This window comes from Streptomyces sp. NPDC041814 (assembly GCF_055590565.1).
Window position 1 is genome coordinate 283347 of the sequence record NZ_JBVJAM010000006.1, and the last position, 19211, is coordinate 302557.

The window sequence follows — 19211 nt, forward strand, 5'->3', positions numbered from 1 at the left end:
TTGCATGACAGACGCCTGGGCCACTTTCGGTGCCGACCTCCACATTGACCCGACCGGATCAAGCGGTCTGCGGGCCGGCCTGATGGACGCCCTGCGCAAGGCCGTCCGCACCGGCCGGCTGGCCCCCGGCACCCGCCTGCCGTCCTCCCGCACCCTCGCCGCCGACCTCGGCATCGCCCGCAACACCGTCGCCGACGCCTACGCGGAGCTCGTCGCCGAGGGCTGGCTCACCGCCCGCCAGGGCTCCGGCACCCGGGTGGCCCGCCGCGCCGACCCCCGGCCCACGCCGGCGCCCGAGGCCCCGCGCGCCAGGCCGCCGCGCGGCGCACCCGCGTACAGCCTGAAACCGGGCACCCCCGACCTGGCCACCTTCCCGCGCGCCGAGTGGCTGAAGGCCGCCCGGCGCGCCCTGTCCACCGCGCCGAACGACGCCTTCGGCTACGGCGACCCGCGCGGCCGGATCGAGCTGCGCACCGTCCTCGCCGAATACCTGGCCCGGGCGCGCGGGGTGTACGCCGACCCGGACCGGATCATCGTCTGCTCCGGATTCGTGCACGGGCTGATGCTGCTCGGCAAGGTGCTGCGGCGGCGCCGGGTGCGGGAGGTGGCCGTGGAGTCCTACGGCCTCGGCATCCACACCCGGCTGCTCACCGATGCCGGGCTGCGCATCCCCTGCCTGCCGCTCGACGAGCACGGCACCCGGACCGGCGAGCTGCACACCCTGCGCCACGCGGGCGCGGTCCTGCTGACCCCGGCCCACCAGTTCCCCACCGGGGTCCCGCTCCACCCGGACCGCCGGGCGGCGGCCGTCGACTGGGCCCGGGCCACCGGCGGGCTGATCCTGGAGGACGACTACGACGGCGAGTTCCGGTACGACCGTCAGCCGGTCGGCGCCCTCCAGGGCCTGGACCCGGAACGCGTCGTCTACCTGGGCACCGCCAGCAAGTCCCTGGCCCCGGGCCTGCGGCTCGGCTGGATGGTGGTGCCGCGCGCCCTGGCCGCCGAGATCGCAGGGGCGAAGGGGGCGAGCGACTGGGCGCCGGGCGCGCTGGACCAGCTGACGCTCGCGGAGTTCATGGCCTCGGGGGCGTACGACCGGCACGTGCGGTCCATGCGGCTGCGCTACCGCAACCGCCGCGACCAGCTCGTCGCGGCCCTGGCCGAGCGCGCCCCGCAGATCCGGGTCAGCGGGATCGCCGCCGGGCTGCACGCCGTCCTCGAACTCCCGGAGGGCGGCGAGGCCGAGGCGATCCGGGCGGCGGTCTGGCAGGGCCTCGTCGTCGAGGGCCTGGCCTACTTCCGCCACCCGGACGCCGACCTCAAGCGCGAGGCGCTGGTCATCGGTTACGGCACCCCGACGGACAGCGCGTGGACGGGCGCGCTGGAGGCGCTGCTGCGGGTGCTGGGCTGAGGGGCGGGCACCGGGCCGCCTCCAGGGTCCGCGCCCGCCCCCGGGCTCAGCCCCGCAGGACCTCCCGCAGCTGCTCAAGGCCCCAGTCCAGGTCCTCCTTGCCGATCACCAGCGGCGGTGCGATCCGGATCGTGGAGCCGTGGGTGTCCTTCACCAGGACCCGACGCTCCATCAGCCGCTCGGAGATCTCCCGGCCCGTGCCCAGCTCCGGTTCGATGTCCACGCCCGCCCACAGCCCGCGTCCCCGGACGGCCTGCACGGTGCCCCCGCCCACCAGGAGACCCAGCTCGTGGTGGAGGTGGTCGCCCAGCTCGGCGGCGCGCTGCTGGTACTCGCCGGTGCTCAGCATGTCGATGACCTCCAGCGCCACCGCGCAGGCCAGCGGGTTGCCGCCGAACGTCGAGCCGTGCTCCCCGGGGCGGTAGACCCCGAGCACCGCCGAAGACGACACCACGGCCGACACCGGCACCACGCCGCCGCCGAGCGCCTTGCCCAGGAGGTACATGTCGGGGACGACGCCCTCGTGCTCGCAGGCGAAGGTCTTCCCGGTCCGGCCCAGGCCGGACTGGATCTCGTCGGCGATGAACAGCACGTTCCGCTCACGCGTCAGCTCCCGCACCCCGGCCAGATAGCCGGGCGGCGGCACCAGCACGCCCGCCTCGCCCTGGATCGGCTCGATCAGCACGGCCACGGTGTTCTCCGTCATGGCCTCGCGCATCGCGGTGAGGTCCCCGTACGGCACGATCTCGAAACCCGGGGTGTACGGGCCGAAGTCGGCGCGGGCCTCCGGGTCCGTGGAGAAGCTGATGACCGTGGTCGTGCGGCCGTGGAAGTTGTCGGCGGCGACGATGATCTTCGCCATGCCGTCCGGGACGCCCTTGACCCGGTAGCCCCACTTGCGGGCGGTCTTCACCGCCGTCTCGACGGCCTCCGCCCCCGTGTTCATCGGCAGCACCATCTCCATGCCGCACAGCTCCGCCAGGCGCGTACAGAAGTCCGCGAACCGGTCGTGGTGGAAGGCCCGGGAGGTGAGCGTCACCCGTTCGAGCTGGGCCCGCGCCGCGTCGATCAGCCGGCGGTTGCCGTGGCCGAAATTGAGCGCCGAGTATCCGGCGAGCATGTCGAGGTAGCGGCGGCCCTCCACATCGGTCATCCAGGCCCCGTCCGCCGTGGCGACGACGACGGGCAACGGGTGGTAGTTGTGCGCGCTGTGCGCCTCGGCGGAGGCGATGGCGTTTTCCGTGGTCGACACGGGATCTCCGATCGTCGTGCGGCGTGAGCCGGGGTTGGGCCCACTTTGTATCGTCGGTCGGTTCGTCCGCGAGGAAACCTTCGGTTCCCGGCGCGCCCGGAAATTCCGCGGCGCGGCCCCGTCGGGCGATTCCTTCACCGGCTGCCCGGGAAGGGCCGTACACCTGAGACAATGAGCCCATGGCCTCTGAACGTCCCCGCGTGCTCTCCGGAATCCAGCCCACCTCCGGCTCGTTCCACCTCGGCAACTACCTCGGCGCCGTCCGCCAGTGGGTGGCCCTGCAGGAGTCCCACGACGCCTTCTACATGGTCGTCGACCTGCACGCCATCACCGTCGCGCAGGACCCCGCGCAGCTGCGGGCCAACACCCGGTTCGCCGTGGCCCAGCTGCTCGCCGCCGGGCTCGACCCCGAGCGCTGCACGCTGTTCATCCAGAGCCATGTGCCCGAGCACGCCCAGCTGGGGTGGGTCATGAACTGCCTGGCCGGGTTCGGCGAGGCGTCCCGCATGACGCAGTTCAAGGACAAGTCCGCCCGGCACGGTGCCGACCGCACCACGGTCGGCCTCTTCACCTACCCGATGCTGATGGTCGCCGACATCCTGCTCTACCAGGCCGACCAGGTCCCGGTGGGCGAGGACCAGCGCCAGCACCTGGAGCTGACGCGTAATCTCGCCGAGCGGTTCAACAGCGCCTACGGCGAGACCTTCACCGTCCCGGACCCGTACATCCTCAAGGAGACGGCGAAGATCTACGACCTCCAGGACCCGTCCTCGAAGATGAGCAAGTCGACGGCGAACCCCAAGGGTCTGATCAACCTCCTGGACGAGCCGAAGACCACCGCCAAGAAGGTGAAGAGCGCCGTCACCGACACCGACACGGTGATCCGCTTCGACCGGGCCGAGAAGCCCGGCGTCAGCAACCTGCTCACCATCTACTCGACGCTCACCGGTGCCTCGGTGCCGGAGCTGGAGCAGAAGTACGAGGGCAAGGGCTACGGCGCGCTGAAGACGGACCTCGCCGACGTCATGGTCGACTTCGTCACACCGTTCCGCACGAAGACGCAGGAATATCTGGACGACCCGGAGACGCTGGACTCCATCCTGGCCGAGGGCGCCGAGAAGGCGCGGGCCGTGGCCGCCGAGACCCTGGCGCTCACCTACGACCGGATGGGCCTTCTGCCCGCCAAGCACTGAGTCCAAGGACCCTGGCGGCGGAGGGCTCGCAGGCGGCACACTTGCGGCGTGATGCTTGCGGCCGTCAGTGGCTGAAAACAGACCACCGAGGATTGAGGAGAACGACGTGGGGACCGTAACGCTCGGCGTTTCGATCGCGGTCCCGGAGCCCTACGGCAGCCTGCTCCAGGAGCGCCGCGCGAGCTTCGGGGACCCTGCCGCACACGGCATTCCCACCCACGTCACCCTCCTGCCGCCGACCGAGGCCCTGGCGGCCGACCTGCCCGCGATCGAGGCGCACCTCGCCTCGATCGCGACCGGCGGCCGCCCCTTCCCGATGCGGCTGTCCGGCACGGGCACCTTCCGCCCGCTGTCGCCGGTCGTCTTCGTCCAGGTGGTCGAGGGCGCCTCGGCCTGCGCCTGGCTCCAGAAGCGGGTACGGGACGCCTCCGGGCCCCTGGTGCGCGAGCTCCAGTTCCCGTACCACCCGCATGTGACCGTCGCCCACGACATCTCCGAAGCGGCGATGGACCGGGCGTACGAGGAGCTCGCCGACTACGAGGCGTCCTGGATCTGCGGCTCCTTCGCGCTGTACGAACAGGGCCGCCTGGACCGCGTCTGGCGCAAGATCAACGAGTTCCCGTTCGGCGCGGGCGGCACGGGCCCCGCAGTCCCCGCGCAGAGCGGCAGCACCCTGGACACCCCCTCGCTGCACCCGTAGAAGGGTCACACCGGCAGCCGCCGGAACAGCGGCCGGGGCACGTGGCGCAGCGCGGACATCACCGCGCGCAGCGCCCCCGGCACCCACACCGTCTCCTGGCGCCTCCGCAGCCCGGTCACGATCGCGTCCGCCACCGCACCCGGCGTCGTCACCAGCGGCGTGCGGGTGAACGGGACCGTCGCCAGCGGCCCTCCGGCCTCCCGCACCGCCGCCGCGTCCGGCACCACCAGCCCCGGGCGCACCACCATCACGTGCACCCCCGTGCCGTGCAGCGCGTCGCCGAGGCCCTGCGTGAAGACGTCCAGGCCGGCCTTGCTCGACCCGTAGATGAAGTCCGCCCGGCGGGCCCGCTCACCGGCCACCGAGGACAGCACCACCAGCGAGCCGTGCCCCTGCGCCTGGAGCGCGCCCGCGCACACCAGACCGGCGGAGACCGCGCCGGTGTAGTTCGTCTGCGCCACCCGGACCGCCGCGAGCGGTTCCTCCTCGTCGCGCCCCTGGTCGCCCGGGATGCCGAAGGCGAGGAGCACCATGTCGATGTCGCCCTCGGCGAAGACCTTCCCGAGGACCGTCTCGTGGGACTCGGTGTCCAGCGCGTCGAACGCCACGGTCTGTACGTACGCCCCCCGGTGGCGCAGGTCCTCCGCCGCGGCCTCCAGGGCGGGCGAGGGGCGGCCGGCCAGCCAGACCGTGCGGGTGCGGTGGGCGATCAGGCGGCGTGCGGTGGCGAGCCCGATCTCCGACGTGCCGCCGAGGACGAGCAGGGACTGCGGGGCACCGAAGGCATCCTTCACGGGAACGCTCCTTGCAGGGGAAGAGGGGATCTACAGCGACAGCCGGCGGGACAGGTCCGAGCGGAACGCCCCGTTCGGGTCCAGTTCGGCCCGCAGCGCCCGGAAGTCGGGCAGCCGCGGGTACATCGCGGCGAGCGCGCCGGGCCGCAGCCGGGCGTCCTCGGTCAGGGAGACGCGCCCGCCCGCCGCCGCCACCTCCTCGTCCAGCGCGTCGAGGAAGCGGGCGAGCCCCGGCAGACCGGCCGGCAGGTCGAGGGAGAGGTGCCAGCCGGGCGCCGGGAACGACAGCCAGCCGGGACCGCCCTCGCCGCACCGCCTGAGCACCGCCCGGAAGGACGGGCAGCGGCTGCGGGCGATGCGCCCGACGATCCGCCGCAGCGTCTCCTCCTGACCGTGCCCGACCAGGAACGCGTAGTGGATGCGGCCGCCGGTGGGCGAGACGCGGTTGCTGTGCGGCCGGGCGTCCAGGGCGCGGAAGAAGGCGCCGAGCGGCTGGAGTTCGCCGGTGCGGGACCGGGGGGCGGAGCGGTAGCCGAGCTCGTTGAGCGCCGTGGCGGACAGCCGGCCGAAGAGGCGGGGCAGCAGCGGCAGCACGGCGGGGCGGCGCGCCGGGCCGAGGGCGAGCGCGGTGCGCCGGGCGTACGCCGGGAGCGCACGCACCGGGACGTGGTCCGCGCGGACCAGGACGCCCCGGCCGGTGGCCCGGCCCCGGGCGGTGAGGTCGATCCTGGCGTACTCGTACGGGCGGTGGCCGCGCGCCATGCGGCCCAGCAGGTCGTCCAGGCCGGACGCCCGCTCGGTGTCGACCGACATCAGCGCCGTGGTGACGGGCCGGAACCGGAGGGTGGCCGAGAGGATGACCCCGGTCAGGCCGAGGCCGCCGGCGGTCGCGTCGAAGAGCGGGGTGCCGGGGCGCACCGTACGCACCTCGCCGTCGGCGGTGAGCAGCGTGAACTCCGTGACGTGGCGCGAGAAGGAGCCCGCCGCGCGGTGGTTGTCGCCATGTCCGTCCGAGCCGATCGCGCCGCCCACCGTGACATAGCGCCCGCCGGGGACCACCGGCGGGAACCAGCCGAGCGGCAGCATCACCTCGCGCAGCCGGTGCAGCGTCGTGCCCGCGTCGCAGACCACCAGGCCGGCCGCCGCGTCGATCGTCCGGACGCGGTCCAGCGCCGTCATGTCGAGGACCGAGCCCCCCGCGTTCTGCGCCGCGTCGCCGTGCGTCCGGCCCAGGCCCCTGGCGATCGAGCCGCGCGGCCCGCAGCCCAGCACGGTCGCCGCGGCCTCCTCGTAACTACGGGGGCGGAAACGCAGCGCGGTCGTCGGGGCGGTGCGGCCCCAGCCGGTCAGGGACACGGTGTCGACAGACATGAGGGTGACCGTATCGCCCGGGATAACACCTTTGAGGGATTTGTTACAACACTCACCGAAATGGGTGATTGAGAACCCGTCATTTCCTCCACCTCGCACCGGACTTCGGTTTTCGCGCGCCGGAGGGGTAGCAGTGGGCTATGGACTGGCTGAAAAAACTCCCCGTCATCGGGCCACTCGTCTCCCGGCTGATGGAGACGCACGCCTGGCGCAGCTACGAGACGCTGGTGCGGGTCCACTGGGCCCGGCTGGCCGCGGCCATCACGTTCATCAGCTTCCTCGCGCTCTTCCCGCTGATCGCGGTCGGCGCGGCGATCGGTGCCGCGCTGCTCACCGACAAGCAGCTGAACAAGATCCAGGACAAGCTCGCCGAGCAGGTGCCCGGCATCTCCGACCAGCTCGGCATCGACAACCTGGTCGCCCACGCGGGGACGATCGGTCTGGTGGCGGGTGCGCTGCTGCTCTTCACCGGTATCGGCTGGATCGGCTCGATGCGGGACTGTCTGCGTGCGGTCTGGGAGAGGGACGACCTGGACGAGGGCAATCCGGTCCTGCGCAAACTCAAGGACGCCGGAGTGCTGTTCGGACTGGGCGGCGCCGCCCTGGTGACCTTCGCGATCTCCTCGGTCGGTTCGGTGGCCGTCGGCCGGGTCGCCGACCTGCTCGGCATTCCCGAGAACGGGGCGGGCGGGGTGCTGCTGCGGATCGCCGCCCTGCTGGTGGGCGTGGCCGCCGACTTCCTGCTGCTGCTCTATCTGCTGACGATGCTGCCCGGCGTCGAACCGCCGCGCCGCCGGCTGGTGGTGGCCGCGCTGCTCGGCGCGGTCGGGTTCGAACTGCTCAAGCTGCTGCTCGGCAGCTATATGCGGGGCGTCGCGTCCAAGAGCATGTACGGCGCCTTCGGGGTGCCGATCGCCCTGCTGCTGTGGATCAACTTCACGGCGAAGCTGCTGCTGTTCTGCGCCGCCTGGACGGCGACGCCGGGCAAGGAGGACGAACCGGCGGCGGACGTGGAAGGGGGCTCCACGCTCGCCGCCCGGCGCGTCACGGGCGGGGGCGGCGACGCATCAGGTCCGGCAGCGGCCAGCGCCGGTTGACCAGGAACACCCCGCCGGCCAGCAGGACCAGCACCCCGCCGACGACGCCCAGCGCGATCCCGACCCCGCTGGAGCCGTCGGTGGCCGCTGCCGCCCGCGCGGCCTTGTCCGCTCCGTGGCCGCCCTTGTCCGTGGCCGCCGTGTCCGCCTCGGCGCCCTTGCCCGCCCCGGCGGTGTCCGCGCCGTCGCCGGTGACCGCGGACTTCGGCGGCACCAGCTCACCGACCGGGGTGACCTTGCCGGACGCGGCGAACCCCCAGTCCAGGAGCCGGGCCGCCTCCTTGTACACCGCGTGCGTCTCGTCGTCGTCCGGGTGCATGACGGTGACCAGGAGGACCTTGCCGCCCTGCTCGGCGACACCGGTGAAGGTGTTGCCGGCGTGCGTGGTGTAGCCGTTCTTGACGCCCGCGATGCCCTTGTACGCGGCGACGCCGTCGGCCCCGGTGAGCAGCCGGTTGGTGTTCTGGATGCCGAAGGTCTCGCGCTTCTTGCCCTTCTTCTTCTCACCGGGGAACTGCGCGTCGGCGGTCGAGCAGTACTCCCGGAAGTCCGCGTTCTGGAGCCCGTCGCGGGCGAAGAGCGAGAGGTCGTACGCGCTGGAGACCTGCTTGGGCGCGTCGTACCCGTCGGGCGACACCACGTGCGTGTCGAGCGCCTGGAGCTCCTCCGCGCGGTCCTGCATGGCCTGGACGGTCCTGGGCACCCCGCCGTACATCGAGGACAGCACGTGCACCGCGTCGTTCCCCGAGCGGAGGAAGACCCCGAGCCACAGGTCGTGCACCGTGTAGCTGTGGTCCTCCTTGATGCCGACGAGGCTGCTGCCCTCGCCCATGCCCGCGAGGTCCTCGTCCTTCACCGTGTACTCCCGCGTCTTCGGCAGGAGCGCCGGGTCGGCGAGGAGCGTGTCCGCGAAGAGCATCTTCAGCGTGGACGCCGGGGGGAGCCGCCAGTGCGCGTTGTGCGCGGCGAGGATCTCGCCGGTCTCCGCGTCCGAGACCATCCACGACCGGCCCGTCAGCTTCTTGGGCAGCACCGGAGCGCCGGGCCCGAGGCTGACCTGGGTGCCGGACCGCCCCAGCTGCGCGCCGCCGATCTGCGACATGGTCGCCGGAGGCTTGGGGGCGTCGTCGTCCCCGTCGGCCGCCGAGGCGGGCGTGACGACAAAAGCGGACAGCAGGGCGGCAGAGGTGACCGCCAACGCGGCCTTCTTGAGAGCTGGCACGGTCGAAAACGTACATGCAGTTGATGTGAATATATGTACTGGCGCGGTGACCCGCCGGGTGGACCGCCGGGACGGACCACCCCGCCCGAACCGCCCGGAGCGCGGCGGTGATACTGAATCCATGAAGCTCAGCCGCCCGGTCTCCTGGTTCCTGCTCGCCTTCGGGGCGTGGTCGTGGGTCATCTGGGTCACCTTCGTGAAGAATCTCTGGAAGGACGGCAGCGGCCTCGCCTTCGACGACGCCGGTGACCCGACCGCGTACTTCTGGGTGCATCTGCTGCTCGCCATCACGTCCTTTCTTCTGGGGACGGCCGTGGGCTGGATCGGGTTCCGGGGCGTCAGGGCCCTGCGCGCCGAGAAGGCTTGAAACCACTGGTCCCGGCCGGGGCCTGAATCAGGCGTTACCGGGACGAACAGGGCGAGGGAGCGGGCATGCGGATCGTGGGGGCCGTGCTGGCGGTGCTCGCCGTACTCGCCCTGCTCGTGGGCGTGCACCGCTATGTGTGGCGCCGGCTCGTCGGTGACACGACGAGCCAGGGCAGCCCGTGGCGCAGGGCCGGCACGATCGCCGCGTACGCGCTGCCGCTGCTCAGCGTCGGCGCCCTCGTCGCCGGGCCCGCGGGCGCGCCCTTCCCGGTCCAGCGGATGCTGGCCTGGCCCGGCTACCTCTGGCTCGCCGCGCTGCTCTACCTGACGCTCGCCCTGCTCGTCGGCGAGGCCGTACGGCCCCTGCTGCGCCGGTGGCTCGCGCGTCGGACGGCGGCCGTACCGGAACCCGCGCCCGTACGGGAACCGGCGCCCGTCCCCGTACCGGCACCCGCGCCGGAGGCCGAGCCCGCGCCGGAGGCCGCCGCGCCCGCGCTCCCCACCCCGTCGCGGCGGCTGTTCGTGGCGCGGGCGGTCGGGGGTGCCGCCGCCGTCGCCGGGCTCGGGACCGTGGGCTACGGGACGTACGGCGTGCTGCGCGGGCCCCGGGTGAAGCGGGTCACCGTGCCGCTCGCCCGGCTGCCGAGGTCCGCCCACGGTTTCCGCGTCGCGGTCGTCAGCGATATCCACCTGGGGCCGATCCTGGGCCGCGCCCATACGCAACGGATCGTGGACGCGGTCAACCGGACCCAGCCCGATCTCATCGCGGTCGTCGGCGATCTGGTCGACGGATCGGTCGCCGATCTCGGCCCGGCCGCCGAACCGCTCGCCGGCCTCCGTGCCCGGCACGGCGCGTTCTTTGTCACCGGCAATCACGAGTACTACTCCGGCGCCGCCCAATGGGTTGATCATGTAAGGGAATTGGGGCTGCACCCGCTGGAGAACGCCCGGGTGGAGACCGGCGGTTTCGATCTGGCCGGGGTCAATGACATCGCCGGTGAGAGCGAAGGGCAGGGACCGGATTTCGCCCGCGCGCTCGGTGACCGCGACCCCGCCCGCGCGGTCGTGCTCATGGCGCACCAGCCCGTGGTGATCGACGAGGCCGTCGAGCACGGCGTGGACCTGCAGTTGTCCGGGCACACCCACGGCGGCCAGTTGTGGCCGGGCAACTACATCGCGGAGCTGTCCAACCCGACCGTCGCCGGGCTCGAACGCTATGGCGACACCCAGCTCTACGTCACCCGGGGCGCCGGAGCCTGGGGTCCGCCCGTGCGGGTCGGCGCGCCGTCCGACATCACCGTTGTCGAGCTCGCCTCCCGGCAGGCGTAATCGCCCTCGTGCGCACGCGAAATGGCGAAACGGGTGACCGCTCGGGAACCCTCTGTATTCGATCTAAGCGCCAAGGTTTCGACTGACAAACAATTGGCTAAGAGCCTCTGATCTCCCCTTCCAGATGTGAAAATCGTGTGATTTGCTTGGCGCGAACGTGCGGTGATCTGCGTATCTGAGCGCGACACCGAGGTGGGGCAGTTAAGGGAGAGCACGTCAATGCGGTCGATCCGGCTACGGATTCTCGCGATTTTCGCGGTATTGGTCATCGCAGGCGTGGTCGCCTGGCAACTGCTCCCCTCGGACGAGGGGAACTCCGATCCGGTCGTCGTCGGGACGACCGACGCGGTGACCTCGCTCGACCCGGCCGGCGCCTACGACGCCGGTTCCTGGGCGATGTACAGCAACGTCTACCAGTCCCTGATGACGTTCAAGTCCGGGGGCATCGTCCCCGAGCCGGACGCGGCCGAGAGCTGCCAGTTCATCGGCGCCAAGCTGCAGACGTACCAGTGCAAGCTCCGTGACGACCTGACGTTCTCCAACGGCGACAAGCTCACCGCCGAGGACGTCAAGTACTCGTTCGACCGGATGCTGGAGATCAAGACGGACGTCGGTCCCTCGGTCCTCTTCCCCAGCCTGAAGAACGTGGTCACCGAGGGCCGGCTCATCACCTTCAACCTCTCCTCGCGTGACGCGACCTTCCCGCAGAAGATCGCCACGGGCGCCGGCTCCATCGTGGAGAAGGACGCCTACGCGGAGCACAAGCTGCGCAACGACGGCCAGGTGACGGGCTCCGGGCCGTACGTCCTGAAGTCCTACGACGCCGGCGTGAAGGCCGAACTGGTGCCGAACACGCGGTACAAGGGCGCGGTCACCAAGTCCGGCGGACCGGTCACCGTGCGGTACTACAAGGAGTCCGACGACCTCCTCTCGGCCTGGAAGTCCGGCCAGGTCGACGTCACGCACCGGCAGCTGCCGCCGTCCACGCTCGCCGCGCTGAACCCGGGCGACACCGCCCAGCGCGTCACCGAGGCGGACAGCGCCGAGATCCGCAACCTCGTCTTCAACGTCCGCTCGGGCACCCCCCTCGCCGACCGCAAGGTCCGCCAGGCCATCGCGTCGGTCATCGACCGCGGCCCGCTGGTGAGCAAGATCTACAAGGGCACCGTCGAACCGCTCTACTCGCTGATCCCGCAGGGCACCATCGGGCACAGCACCCCGTTCTTCGACGCCTACCCCTCGCCGGACACCAAGCGCGCGAAGGCGCTCATGGACGAGGCCGGCGTCCAGACGCCGCTCGCGGTCACCTTCGCCTACCGCGAGGGCGACCAGTACACCGACGAGACCAAGGAGATCCAGCGTCAGCTGAACGCCACCGGGCTCTTCAAGGTCACCACCAAGGCCGTCGAGTGGACCCGGTTCCAGAAGGGTTACGCGAACGGCGAGTACGACATGTACACCGTCGGCTGGCTCCCCGACTACCCGGACCCCGACACCTTCAGCCAGCCGCTCGTCGGCCGCGACAGCAGCCTCCACAACGGCTACACCAGCAAGAAGATGGACGCCCTGATCAGCGCCACGCTGCAGTACAGCGACCGCAGCCGGGCCGCCGGGGACTTCAAGGAGCTCCAGAAGCTGGTCGGTCAGGACGTGCCGCTGGTGCCGCTGTGGCAGAAGAAGGACTACGTCATCGCCAAGTCGGAGATCTCCGGCTCGCAGTACCTCTCCGACGGCACGGGCGTGTGGCGCCTGTGGGAGCTCGGCCGAATCTGATTCCGCATCAGTTCCGCGCGGGCGGCAAGGACTTCACCGGTCCGGCCGCCCGCGCCGTCGTTTCCGGCAGGAACTCCTCCAGCACCTCGTGCACCTGCCGCACCAGCGGCCGCACCACCCGGAACCGGGACAGGGCCAGGGCGCGGGCGGCGATCGGGACCGTACGCGTGACCAGGCGGCGGCTGCGGGCGGCGCCGTCCGTCCGGTCGTACACCCAGAACAGCACCAGGCCCATGTGCGCGAGCCACGTCAACCGCGGGAGCAGCGGCGTCAGTTCCGGGTCCGTCCGGGTCGCGGACCCGGTCAGGCAGCGCTCGTGGATGGCGATGACCGCCTCGCGCGCGGTGACCGACTCCGGCGAGAACGGGCTGAGCGGGCTCTCCGGGTCGGCCGCGTTCTTGAAGAACTGTGTGGCGAAGGGACGGTACGGCTCCGCCACGTCCAGCCAGGCAAGCAGCACTCCGCGCAGGCGCGCCGCGAGGTCCTTCTCGCTGTCCAGGACCGGCCGCACCGCCTCCGCGTGCTCGGCGGCCAGCCGGTCGTAGAAGCCCTGGACCAGGTGCTCCTTGGACGAGAAGTAGTAGTAGGCGTTTCCCACGGAGACGCCCGCCTCCTGGGCGATGGCCCGCATGGTCGTCCGGTCGTAGCCTCGCTCCTGGAAGAGCCGGAGGGCGGTTTCGAGGATCAGCGCACGGGTCTGCTCGCTCCGGGGGGCCTTGACGGCCTTCACGTCCTTCTCTTCCTTCACCACGGCCCCGAGGGTATCCGGGCCGCGCCCGCTATCCCGCCGCGGGCGTCGTCCCCGCCGGAGCCCCGGTCTCCCGCGCCGCGCCCCCGGCGGCTGGCGCCCCGAAGCGCCGCACGCCCGGCACGGCGGCGGTGCCCGCGCAGGCGGCACCGGCCAGCAGCCCGGCCGCTGCGAGCGGGGCCTCCGTGTTCCAGGCGGAGGCGGCGAGCGGGGCGAGGGCGTAGCCGAGGGGCATCGCGGCCAGCGAGAGCAGCCAGTCGTACGAGGTCACCCGGGCCAGCGCCTGCGGCGGCACCGCGGACTGGACGGCGGTTTCCCAGACCGGGTTGAGGAAGCCGAGACCCGCCATCGCGATCCCGTACGCGGTGAGCGAGACGGCCAACGGGGCGTGCGCGGCCAGCAGGCACAGCGGCAGCACGTACAGCGCTCCGGCGAGATTGGCGGCCAGGACCGCCCGGCGGGGCCGGATGCGGGCGGCCACCAGCGAGCCGGCCAGCAGGCCCACCGCCCCGGTCTGGAGGAGGACGACCCACGCCCCCTTGCCGCCCGGGCCGTGCAGGAAGAGGGCCGGGCCGAGCGTGGTCAGCACGGCCGCCGCCCCGTTCCAGACGGCGTGCGCGATCAGGCTCGTCCAGTACCAGTCACGGCTGCGGACCTCGGTCCAGCCGCCCTTGAGGTCGCCGAGCAGGGAGCTCCGGGGGATGGGGACGTGGCGGACCCGGATCACGTACAGCAGGGCGGCGCTCACCGCGAAGCTGGCGCCGTCCAGCACGAAGGCCCAGCCCGGTCCGGCGGTGAGGATCAGGGCCCCGGCGACGGCGGGCCCGCCGATCCGCGCGGTCCCGGAGGCCACTGCCATCAGGGAGTTGGCGCGCAGCAGCCCCGACTCGTCCACGGTGCCCCGGACCAGCGGGGACGAGGTCGGCATCGCGAAGGCCCCGGCCGCGCCGCCGACCGCCTCGGCGAGGGCGATCTGCCAGAGGGCCGGGGTGCCGGAGAGCAGTTCGGCACCGACGAAGAGCTGGGTCGCGCACCGCACGAGGTCGGTGGTCAGGGCCACCGTACGGGCGTTGAAGCGGTCGCCGACGACACCGCCCAGCGGGAGCAGCAGCAGCTTGGGCACCATCGCGCACCCCAGCACCAGGGCGAGGTCGCCGGTCGAGCCGGTGGCCAGATAGACGGCCAGGGTGAGTGCGGCGGGGATCGCGGAGTCGCCCAGCATCGAGAGCGAGCGCCCGATGAAGAGCAGCCGGAACGAACGGGTTCTTAAGGGATGCGCCGCGGGCGGCGCGGGAGTGGCCATGGGCGGCAATCTATTTCGGTACCGAAGTATCCGTCAACGAGAATTACGCTTCCGAAGGACCCTGCCCGCCGGAGGCGCCCGCGTAGGCTGAGCGCCATGGAGCAACGCGACTGGACCGACGGGCACGTGGAGCGGTGGAGACCCGTGCTTCCCGAGCTCGATCCGGACATCGAGGGTGCGGTGACCCGGATGAAGAAGCTCTCCGTCCACCTGCGCCGGGTGCGCGAGCAGTCCCTCATCGACTTCGACCTGGACCGGCAGGAGTTCGACACCCTGCACAAGCTGGCCGGACGCGGCGGCACGGCGGCCCCGTCCGAACTGGCCGCCGACCTCGACCTCGCCCCCGCGTCCGTCACCGGCCGGCTGGACGCGGTCGAGCGCCGCGGCTTCGTGCGCCGCACCCCGTCGACCACGGACCGGCGCCGCGTCGACGTGATGCTGACGGACGAGGGCCGGTCGACCTGGCTCGGCGCGATGGCCTTCCTCGGGCACGAGGAGGAACGGCTGCTGGGCGTCCTGGACGCGGACGAGCGGGCGCTGCTCAACGACATGCTGCGGCGCATCATGGTGGTCGCGGAGGACCGGGGCGGCGCGGCCTGGGACTGACTCAGTCCTTCGCCTGCCTTGCCAGCTCCTCCCGGATCCCCTCCGGCCCCAGCTCCAGCAGCCGGGCCACCGCCTCGTCCCACCCCTCCGCCGCCCGCTCCACCGCGTCCCGGAACCCCCGCCGCAACGGGCCCCCGGCCAGCAGCAGCGCGACGGCGGCGACGGGGCGCAGCAGCCACCGCCCGCGCACCGTGGCCACGGCCTCGACCACCCAGCGCCCGTCCTCCGCGCGCCGGGGCCGCAGTTGCAGCCGCGCCTCACCCAGCAGGTGCTTCAGCCGCACCGACACCGGGGCGCGCGCGGCGGGCGGCGCGCCGGGCGGCAGTGCCGCCGCGTCCCACCACGCGGCGAGATCGGCCCGCGCCCTGCCCGACCCGCGCCGCAGCACACCCGAGCCCTCCGGCCCCCACATCCGGCCCCGCCCCTCGATGAGGCGGGGCCGGTCGGGCGTGGTCAGCCGCAGGGTCACCCTGGCGTCGAGGTCCGGGGCGCGCAGCTGCTGCTCCAGCTCGACCGCGGAGGTGCGCCGCCACTCCCGTATCCGTACCGCCATCCGCTCACCGTCTTCCGCCCGGCCGATCTCGTACAGCGCCCCGGGCCTCAGGTGACGCCCCTTCAGCAGCCGTAGATCCTCCACGGGTTGGCCGTCCGGCGCGCGGACGGTCGCGCCCTCGGCCCGGGTCGATTCGGCCATGTCCCAGACGACCGGGGCGAGTTCGGCGACGAGGGAGCGGTCCACGGCCAGGACGGTGACGGAGTGCCGCAGGACGGCCATCGGGCGCTGCCCTCAGACGCTCATCGAGCGGGCGGCGTTGACCTGGGACATCACCATCGGGAAGGTCTCCGGCTGCATGGCCGGGATCATCGTGGAGTGGTGGCGGCCCCCGCTGGTCACCGTCACCTGGACGAAGCCGGTCGTCTGCTTCTGCTTCATCAGCAGGAAGAGTAGGCCGATCAGGCAGGCCAGGGCGAAGATGATCGCCAGCACGATCGCCACCGGCGGGATCTTCTCCTCGGTGCGCGACATGTCCGTCGCCGTCCACACCGCACCCCTGAGGGGCATCGTCCCGGACGGCGTGACGATGGAATCGCTCATCACCGTGATGTCCCCGATGGACAGCACCGGCGCCCCGCCGCCCGCCGGGGCCGCGCCCGGATACCCGTACCCCGGGGCCGGCTGCGACGGATACCCGTAGCCCGGCGGCTGCGGGGGCGGCCCGGAGAGCGGCTGCGGGTAGCCGTAGACCGGACTGCCGCCCGACGGATAGCCGTAGCCCTGGGCGTTCGGGACGCCGGGAGGAGTCCCGGGCTGCTGCGGCCCCCACTTGGATGAGTCGTCCGCGTACGGATTCGGATCGCTCAACGTTCCCCGCTCTCGCTCTCCCCGCGCACCCCCCTGGCGGCGGTGGGTGAACCGGCCACCGGTTCCGCACGACCGTACCGCTCGGGCCGCCGTGACGCAGCAAGAGGCCCGGACCCCCGAGGGGGACCGGGCCTCTTCACACGCTCGGGGGATCAGAAGCGACGCGTGATCAGCGCGCGCTTGACCTCCTGGATCGCCTTGGTGACCTCGATGCCGCGCGGGCAGGCGTCCGTGCAGTTGAAGGTCGTGCGGCAACGCCACACACCGTCACGGTCGTTGAGGATCTCCAGGCGCTGCTCGCCGCCCTCGTCACGCGAGTCGAAGATGAAGCGGTGCGCGTTGACGATGGCCGCCGGGCCGAAGTACTGGCCGTCGTTCCAGAACACCGGGCACGAGGACGTGCACGCGGCGCACAGGATGCACTTGGTGGTGTCGTCGAAGCGCTCGCGGTCCTCGGGGGACTGCAGACGCTCGCGGGTCGGCTCGTTCCCCTTGGTGATGAGGAAGGGCATGACGTCGCGGTAGGCCTGGAAGAACGGGTCCATGTCGACCACGAGGTCCTTGAGGACCGTGAGGCCCTTGATGGCCTCGATCGTGATCGGCTTCTCCGGGCTCAGGTCCTTGATCAGCGTCTTGCAGGCGAGCCTGTTCTTGCCGTTGATCCGCATGGCGTCCGAACCGCAGATGCCGTGCGCGCAGGACCGGCGGAACGTGAGCGTCCCGTCCTGGTCCCACTTGATCTTGTGAAGGGCGTCGAGCACACGCTCCTTCGGGTCGATCTCGATCTGGAAGTCCTGCCACTGGGCCTCGTCGGAGACCTCCGGGTTGAACCGCCGGATGCGGAACGTGGCCGTGATGTACGGCGAGTCGGCGAAGCCGGCCTCCGGCTCGGGAGCCTTGTCGGCCTTGTCCAGGGTGGGTGTAGCCATCAGTACTTACGCTCCATCGGCTGGTAGCGGGTCGTGACGACCGGCTTGTAGTCCAGCCGGATCGACTCGGTGCCGTCCTCGGCGACCTCGCGGTACGCCATGGTGTGGCGCATGAAGTTGACGTCGTCGCGGTTGGGGTAGTCCTCGCGGTAGTGACCGCCGCGGGACTCCTTGCGCGCCAGCGCCGACGTCGCCATGACCTCGGCCAGGTCGAGCAGGTTGCCCAGCTCGATGGCCTCCAGCAGGTCCGTGTTGAACCGCTTGCCCTTGTCCTGGACGGACACGTCCAGGTAGCGCTTGCGCAGCTCCGCGATCTTGTCGACCGCGGTCTTGATCGTCTGCTCGGTGCGGAACACCATCACGTTGGCGTCCATGCATTCCTGGAGCTCCTGGCGGATCGCCGCGACCCGCTCGGTGCCCGCGGAGTTGCGCAGCCGCTCGACCTGGTCGACCACCAGCTGCGCCGGGTTCTCCGGAAGCTCGACGAAGTCGTTCTTCGCGGCGTACTCGGCGGCGGCGATGCCCGCGCGGCGTCCGAAGACGTTGATGTCGAGCAGCGAGTTGGTGCCGAGCCGGTTGGCTCCGTGCACCGACACGCAGGCGACCTCGCCGGCGGCGTACAGGCCCGGGACGACGGTGGTGTTGTCGGCCAGCACCTCGCCCTCGACGTTGGTCGGGATGCCGCCCATGGCGTAGTGCGCGGTCGGCTGGATCGGGATCGGGTCCGTGTAGGGCTCGATGCCGAGGTACGTACGCGCGAACTCGGTGATGTCCGGGAGCTTGGCGTCCAGCTGCTCCGGCGGGAGGTGCGTCAGGTCGAGGTAGACGTGGTCGCCCTCGGGACCGCAGCCGCGGCCCTCCCGGATCTCCGTGTAGATGGAGCGCGAGACGACGTCGCGCGAGGCGAGGTCCTTCATGACGGGCGCGTACTTCTCCATGAAGCGCTCGCCGTCCTTGTTGCGGAGGATGCCGCCCTCACCGCGGGCGCCCTCCGTCAGCAGGATGCCCATCCGCCAGATGCCGGTCGGGTGGAACTGGAAGAACTCCATGTCCTCCAGCGGCAGACCCCGGCGGTAGCAGGCGGCCTGGCCGTCACCGGTCAGGGTGTGCGCGTTCGACGTCACCTTGAAGAACTTGCCGGTGCCGCCGGAGGCGTAGATGACCGACTTCGCCCGGAAGACGTGGATCTCGCCGGTGGCCAGCTCGTAGGCGACGACGCCGGCGGACTTCTTGACGCCGTCCTCCTCGACCACCAGCTGGTCCAGGACGTAGAACTCGTTGAAGAACTCCACGCCCTCCTTGACGCAGTTCTGGTACAGCGTCTGGAGGATCATGTGGCCGGTGCGGTCGCCCGAGTAGCAGGCACGGCGGACCGGGGCCTCGCCGTGGTTGCGGGAGTGACCGCCGAAGCGACGCTGGTCGATCTTGCCCTGGGGGGTACGGCCGAACGGCAGGCCCATCTTCTCCAGGTCGAGAACGGCGTCGATGGCCTCCTTCGCCAGGATCTCGGCGGCGTCCTGGTCGACCAGGTAGTCACCGCCCTTGATCGTGTCGAAGGTGTGCCACTCCCAGTTGTCCTCCTCCACGTTGGCCAGCGCGGCGGCCATGCCGCCCTGCGCGGCGCCCGTGTGGGAGCGGGTGGGGTAGAGCTTGGTCAGCACGGCGGTGCGGCTGCGCTTGGTCGACTCGATGGCCGCGCGCATGCCGGCGCCGCCGGCGCCGACGATGACGGTGTCGTACGTGTGGATCTGCAT

Annotated in this window: 18 protein-coding genes; 8 read left to right on the top strand and 10 right to left on the bottom strand. The window is 71.7% G+C overall.

What is annotated here, in order from left to right; genetic code table 11:
• Positions 1-4: 4 nt before the first annotated feature.
• Positions 5-1411 (top strand): MocR-like pyridoxine biosynthesis transcription factor PdxR, encoded by a 1407-nt coding sequence (pdxR, locus tag ACZ6C6_RS18000; RefSeq protein ID WP_469203770.1) that lies wholly within the window; start codon positions 5-7, stop codon positions 1409-1411.
• 46 nt (positions 1412-1457) lie between these two features.
• Here the strand turns inward: pdxR and rocD are convergent, their stop codons facing one another.
• On the bottom strand, positions 1458-2663 hold the full coding sequence (rocD, locus tag ACZ6C6_RS18005; protein ID WP_469203772.1) for an ornithine--oxo-acid transaminase: 1206 nt from the start codon (positions 2661-2663) through the stop codon (positions 1458-1460).
• Positions 2664-2842: 179 nt separating this feature from the next.
• On the opposite strand from rocD, the gene trpS reads away from it, so the two are divergent.
• Both trpS and ACZ6C6_RS18015 read left to right on the top strand, forming a co-directional pair.
• Positions 2843-3856 carry a tryptophan--tRNA ligase gene (gene trpS / locus ACZ6C6_RS18010; protein ID WP_469203774.1) on the top strand — a complete coding sequence of 338 codons (1014 nt, stop codon included), beginning with the start codon at positions 2843-2845 and terminating at the stop codon, positions 3854-3856.
• A 106-nt stretch (positions 3857-3962) separates the two neighbouring features.
• The gene (locus tag ACZ6C6_RS18015; protein WP_469203776.1) at positions 3963-4556 is read left to right on the top strand and encodes a 2'-5' RNA ligase family protein; all 594 of its coding nucleotides are present in this window, start codon (positions 3963-3965) and stop codon (positions 4554-4556) included.
• Between the two features lie 5 nt (positions 4557-4561).
• Here the strand turns inward: ACZ6C6_RS18015 and ACZ6C6_RS18020 are convergent, their stop codons facing one another.
• Positions 4562-5350 (bottom strand): decaprenylphospho-beta-D-erythro-pentofuranosid-2-ulose 2-reductase, encoded by a 789-nt coding sequence (locus ACZ6C6_RS18020; protein ID WP_469203778.1) that lies wholly within the window; start codon positions 5348-5350, stop codon positions 4562-4564.
• A gap of 30 nt (positions 5351-5380) precedes the next feature.
• The gene (locus ACZ6C6_RS18025) at positions 5381-6721 is read right to left on the bottom strand and encodes an FAD-binding oxidoreductase (RefSeq protein ID WP_469203780.1); all 1341 of its coding nucleotides are present in this window, start codon (positions 6719-6721) and stop codon (positions 5381-5383) included.
• A 140-nt stretch (positions 6722-6861) separates the two neighbouring features.
• On the opposite strand from ACZ6C6_RS18025, the gene ACZ6C6_RS18030 reads away from it, so the two are divergent.
• Entirely contained in the window at positions 6862-7818 is a 957-nt protein-coding gene (locus tag ACZ6C6_RS18030) for a YihY/virulence factor BrkB family protein (protein WP_469203782.1), read from the top strand.
• Here ACZ6C6_RS18030 and ACZ6C6_RS18035 read toward each other — a convergent pair.
• Positions 7766-9040, bottom strand: coding sequence for a D-alanyl-D-alanine carboxypeptidase family protein (locus ACZ6C6_RS18035; RefSeq protein WP_469203784.1), 1275 nt, complete (start codon positions 9038-9040; stop codon positions 7766-7768). The two genes, ACZ6C6_RS18030 and ACZ6C6_RS18035, sit on opposite strands and share 53 nt — an antisense overlap.
• A gap of 121 nt (positions 9041-9161) precedes the next feature.
• On the opposite strand from ACZ6C6_RS18035, the gene ACZ6C6_RS18040 reads away from it, so the two are divergent.
• The 3 genes from ACZ6C6_RS18040 to ACZ6C6_RS18050 all read left to right on the top strand — a co-directional run bounded on the left by ACZ6C6_RS18040 (position 9162) and on the right by ACZ6C6_RS18050 (position 12508).
• Positions 9162-9407 carry an SCO4848 family membrane protein gene (locus ACZ6C6_RS18040; protein ID WP_073964337.1) on the top strand — a complete coding sequence of 82 codons (246 nt, stop codon included), beginning with the start codon at positions 9162-9164 and terminating at the stop codon, positions 9405-9407.
• Positions 9408-9472: 65 nt separating this feature from the next.
• Entirely contained in the window at positions 9473-10735 is a 1263-nt protein-coding gene (locus tag ACZ6C6_RS18045) for a metallophosphoesterase (RefSeq protein ID WP_469203786.1), read from the top strand.
• Between the two features lie 219 nt (positions 10736-10954).
• Positions 10955-12508, top strand: a complete 1554-nt coding sequence (locus tag ACZ6C6_RS18050) for an ABC transporter substrate-binding protein (RefSeq protein ID WP_469203788.1) — start codon at positions 10955-10957, stop codon at positions 12506-12508.
• A 7-nt stretch (positions 12509-12515) separates the two neighbouring features.
• Here ACZ6C6_RS18050 and ACZ6C6_RS18055 read toward each other — a convergent pair whose 3' ends face one another.
• Both ACZ6C6_RS18055 and ACZ6C6_RS18060 read right to left on the bottom strand, forming a co-directional pair.
• Positions 12516-13259 (bottom strand): TetR/AcrR family transcriptional regulator, encoded by a 744-nt coding sequence (locus ACZ6C6_RS18055; RefSeq protein ID WP_469203790.1) that lies wholly within the window; start codon positions 13257-13259, stop codon positions 12516-12518.
• Positions 13260-13287: 28 nt separating this feature from the next.
• Positions 13288-14559, bottom strand: coding sequence for an MFS transporter (locus ACZ6C6_RS18060; protein ID WP_469203792.1), 1272 nt, complete (start codon positions 14557-14559; stop codon positions 13288-13290).
• Positions 14560-14655: 96 nt separating this feature from the next.
• On the opposite strand from ACZ6C6_RS18060, the gene ACZ6C6_RS18065 reads away from it, so the two are divergent.
• Complete coding sequence (locus ACZ6C6_RS18065; protein ID WP_469203794.1) at positions 14656-15165, top strand: MarR family winged helix-turn-helix transcriptional regulator; 510 nt, start codon at positions 14656-14658, stop codon at positions 15163-15165.
• A gap of 1 nt (position 15166) precedes the next feature.
• Here ACZ6C6_RS18065 and ACZ6C6_RS18070 read toward each other — a convergent pair whose 3' ends face one another.
• From ACZ6C6_RS18070 to sdhA, 4 genes are all read right to left on the bottom strand, one after another.
• Complete coding sequence (locus ACZ6C6_RS18070) at positions 15167-15940, bottom strand: hypothetical protein (RefSeq protein WP_469203796.1); 774 nt, start codon at positions 15938-15940, stop codon at positions 15167-15169.
• Positions 15941-15952: 12 nt separating this feature from the next.
• The gene (locus ACZ6C6_RS18075; protein WP_469203798.1) at positions 15953-16528 is read right to left on the bottom strand and encodes a hypothetical protein; all 576 of its coding nucleotides are present in this window, start codon (positions 16526-16528) and stop codon (positions 15953-15955) included.
• 152 nt (positions 16529-16680) lie between these two features.
• Complete coding sequence (locus ACZ6C6_RS18080) at positions 16681-17457, bottom strand: succinate dehydrogenase iron-sulfur subunit (RefSeq protein WP_018101096.1); 777 nt, start codon at positions 17455-17457, stop codon at positions 16681-16683.
• Entirely contained in the window at positions 17457-19211 is a 1755-nt protein-coding gene (gene sdhA, locus ACZ6C6_RS18085; protein ID WP_469203801.1) for a succinate dehydrogenase flavoprotein subunit, read from the bottom strand. Before sdhA ends, ACZ6C6_RS18080 begins: the two co-directional genes overlap by 1 nt.

What these genes read in the sequence shown, in the direction of transcription:
- ACZ6C6_RS18065 (WP_469203794.1), top strand. Translation starts at nt 14,656, where the DNA reads ATGGAGCAACGCGACTGGACCGACGGGCACGTGGAGCGGTGGAGACCC.
- ACZ6C6_RS18060 (WP_469203792.1), bottom strand. Translation starts at nt 14,559, where the DNA reads ATGGCCACTCCCGCGCCGCCCGCGGCGCATCCCTTAAGAACCCGTTCG.
- ACZ6C6_RS18030 (WP_469203782.1), top strand. Translation starts at nt 6,862, where the DNA reads ATGGACTGGCTGAAAAAACTCCCCGTCATCGGGCCACTCGTCTCCCGG.
- trpS (WP_469203774.1), top strand. Translation starts at nt 2,843, where the DNA reads ATGGCCTCTGAACGTCCCCGCGTGCTCTCCGGAATCCAGCCCACCTCC.
- ACZ6C6_RS18040 (WP_073964337.1), top strand. Translation starts at nt 9,162, where the DNA reads ATGAAGCTCAGCCGCCCGGTCTCCTGGTTCCTGCTCGCCTTCGGGGCG.
- pdxR (WP_469203770.1), top strand. Translation starts at nt 5, where the DNA reads ATGACAGACGCCTGGGCCACTTTCGGTGCCGACCTCCACATTGACCCG.
- ACZ6C6_RS18025 (WP_469203780.1), bottom strand. Translation starts at nt 6,721, where the DNA reads ATGTCTGTCGACACCGTGTCCCTGACCGGCTGGGGCCGCACCGCCCCG.
- sdhA (WP_469203801.1), bottom strand. Translation starts at nt 19,211, where the DNA reads ATGCAGATCCACACGTACGACACCGTCATCGTCGGCGCCGGCGGCGCC.
- ACZ6C6_RS18070 (WP_469203796.1), bottom strand. Translation starts at nt 15,940, where the DNA reads ATGGCCGTCCTGCGGCACTCCGTCACCGTCCTGGCCGTGGACCGCTCC.
- ACZ6C6_RS18050 (WP_469203788.1), top strand. Translation starts at nt 10,955, where the DNA reads ATGCGGTCGATCCGGCTACGGATTCTCGCGATTTTCGCGGTATTGGTC.
- ACZ6C6_RS18045 (WP_469203786.1), top strand. Translation starts at nt 9,473, where the DNA reads ATGCGGATCGTGGGGGCCGTGCTGGCGGTGCTCGCCGTACTCGCCCTG.
- ACZ6C6_RS18080 (WP_018101096.1), bottom strand. Translation starts at nt 17,457, where the DNA reads ATGGCTACACCCACCCTGGACAAGGCCGACAAGGCTCCCGAGCCGGAG.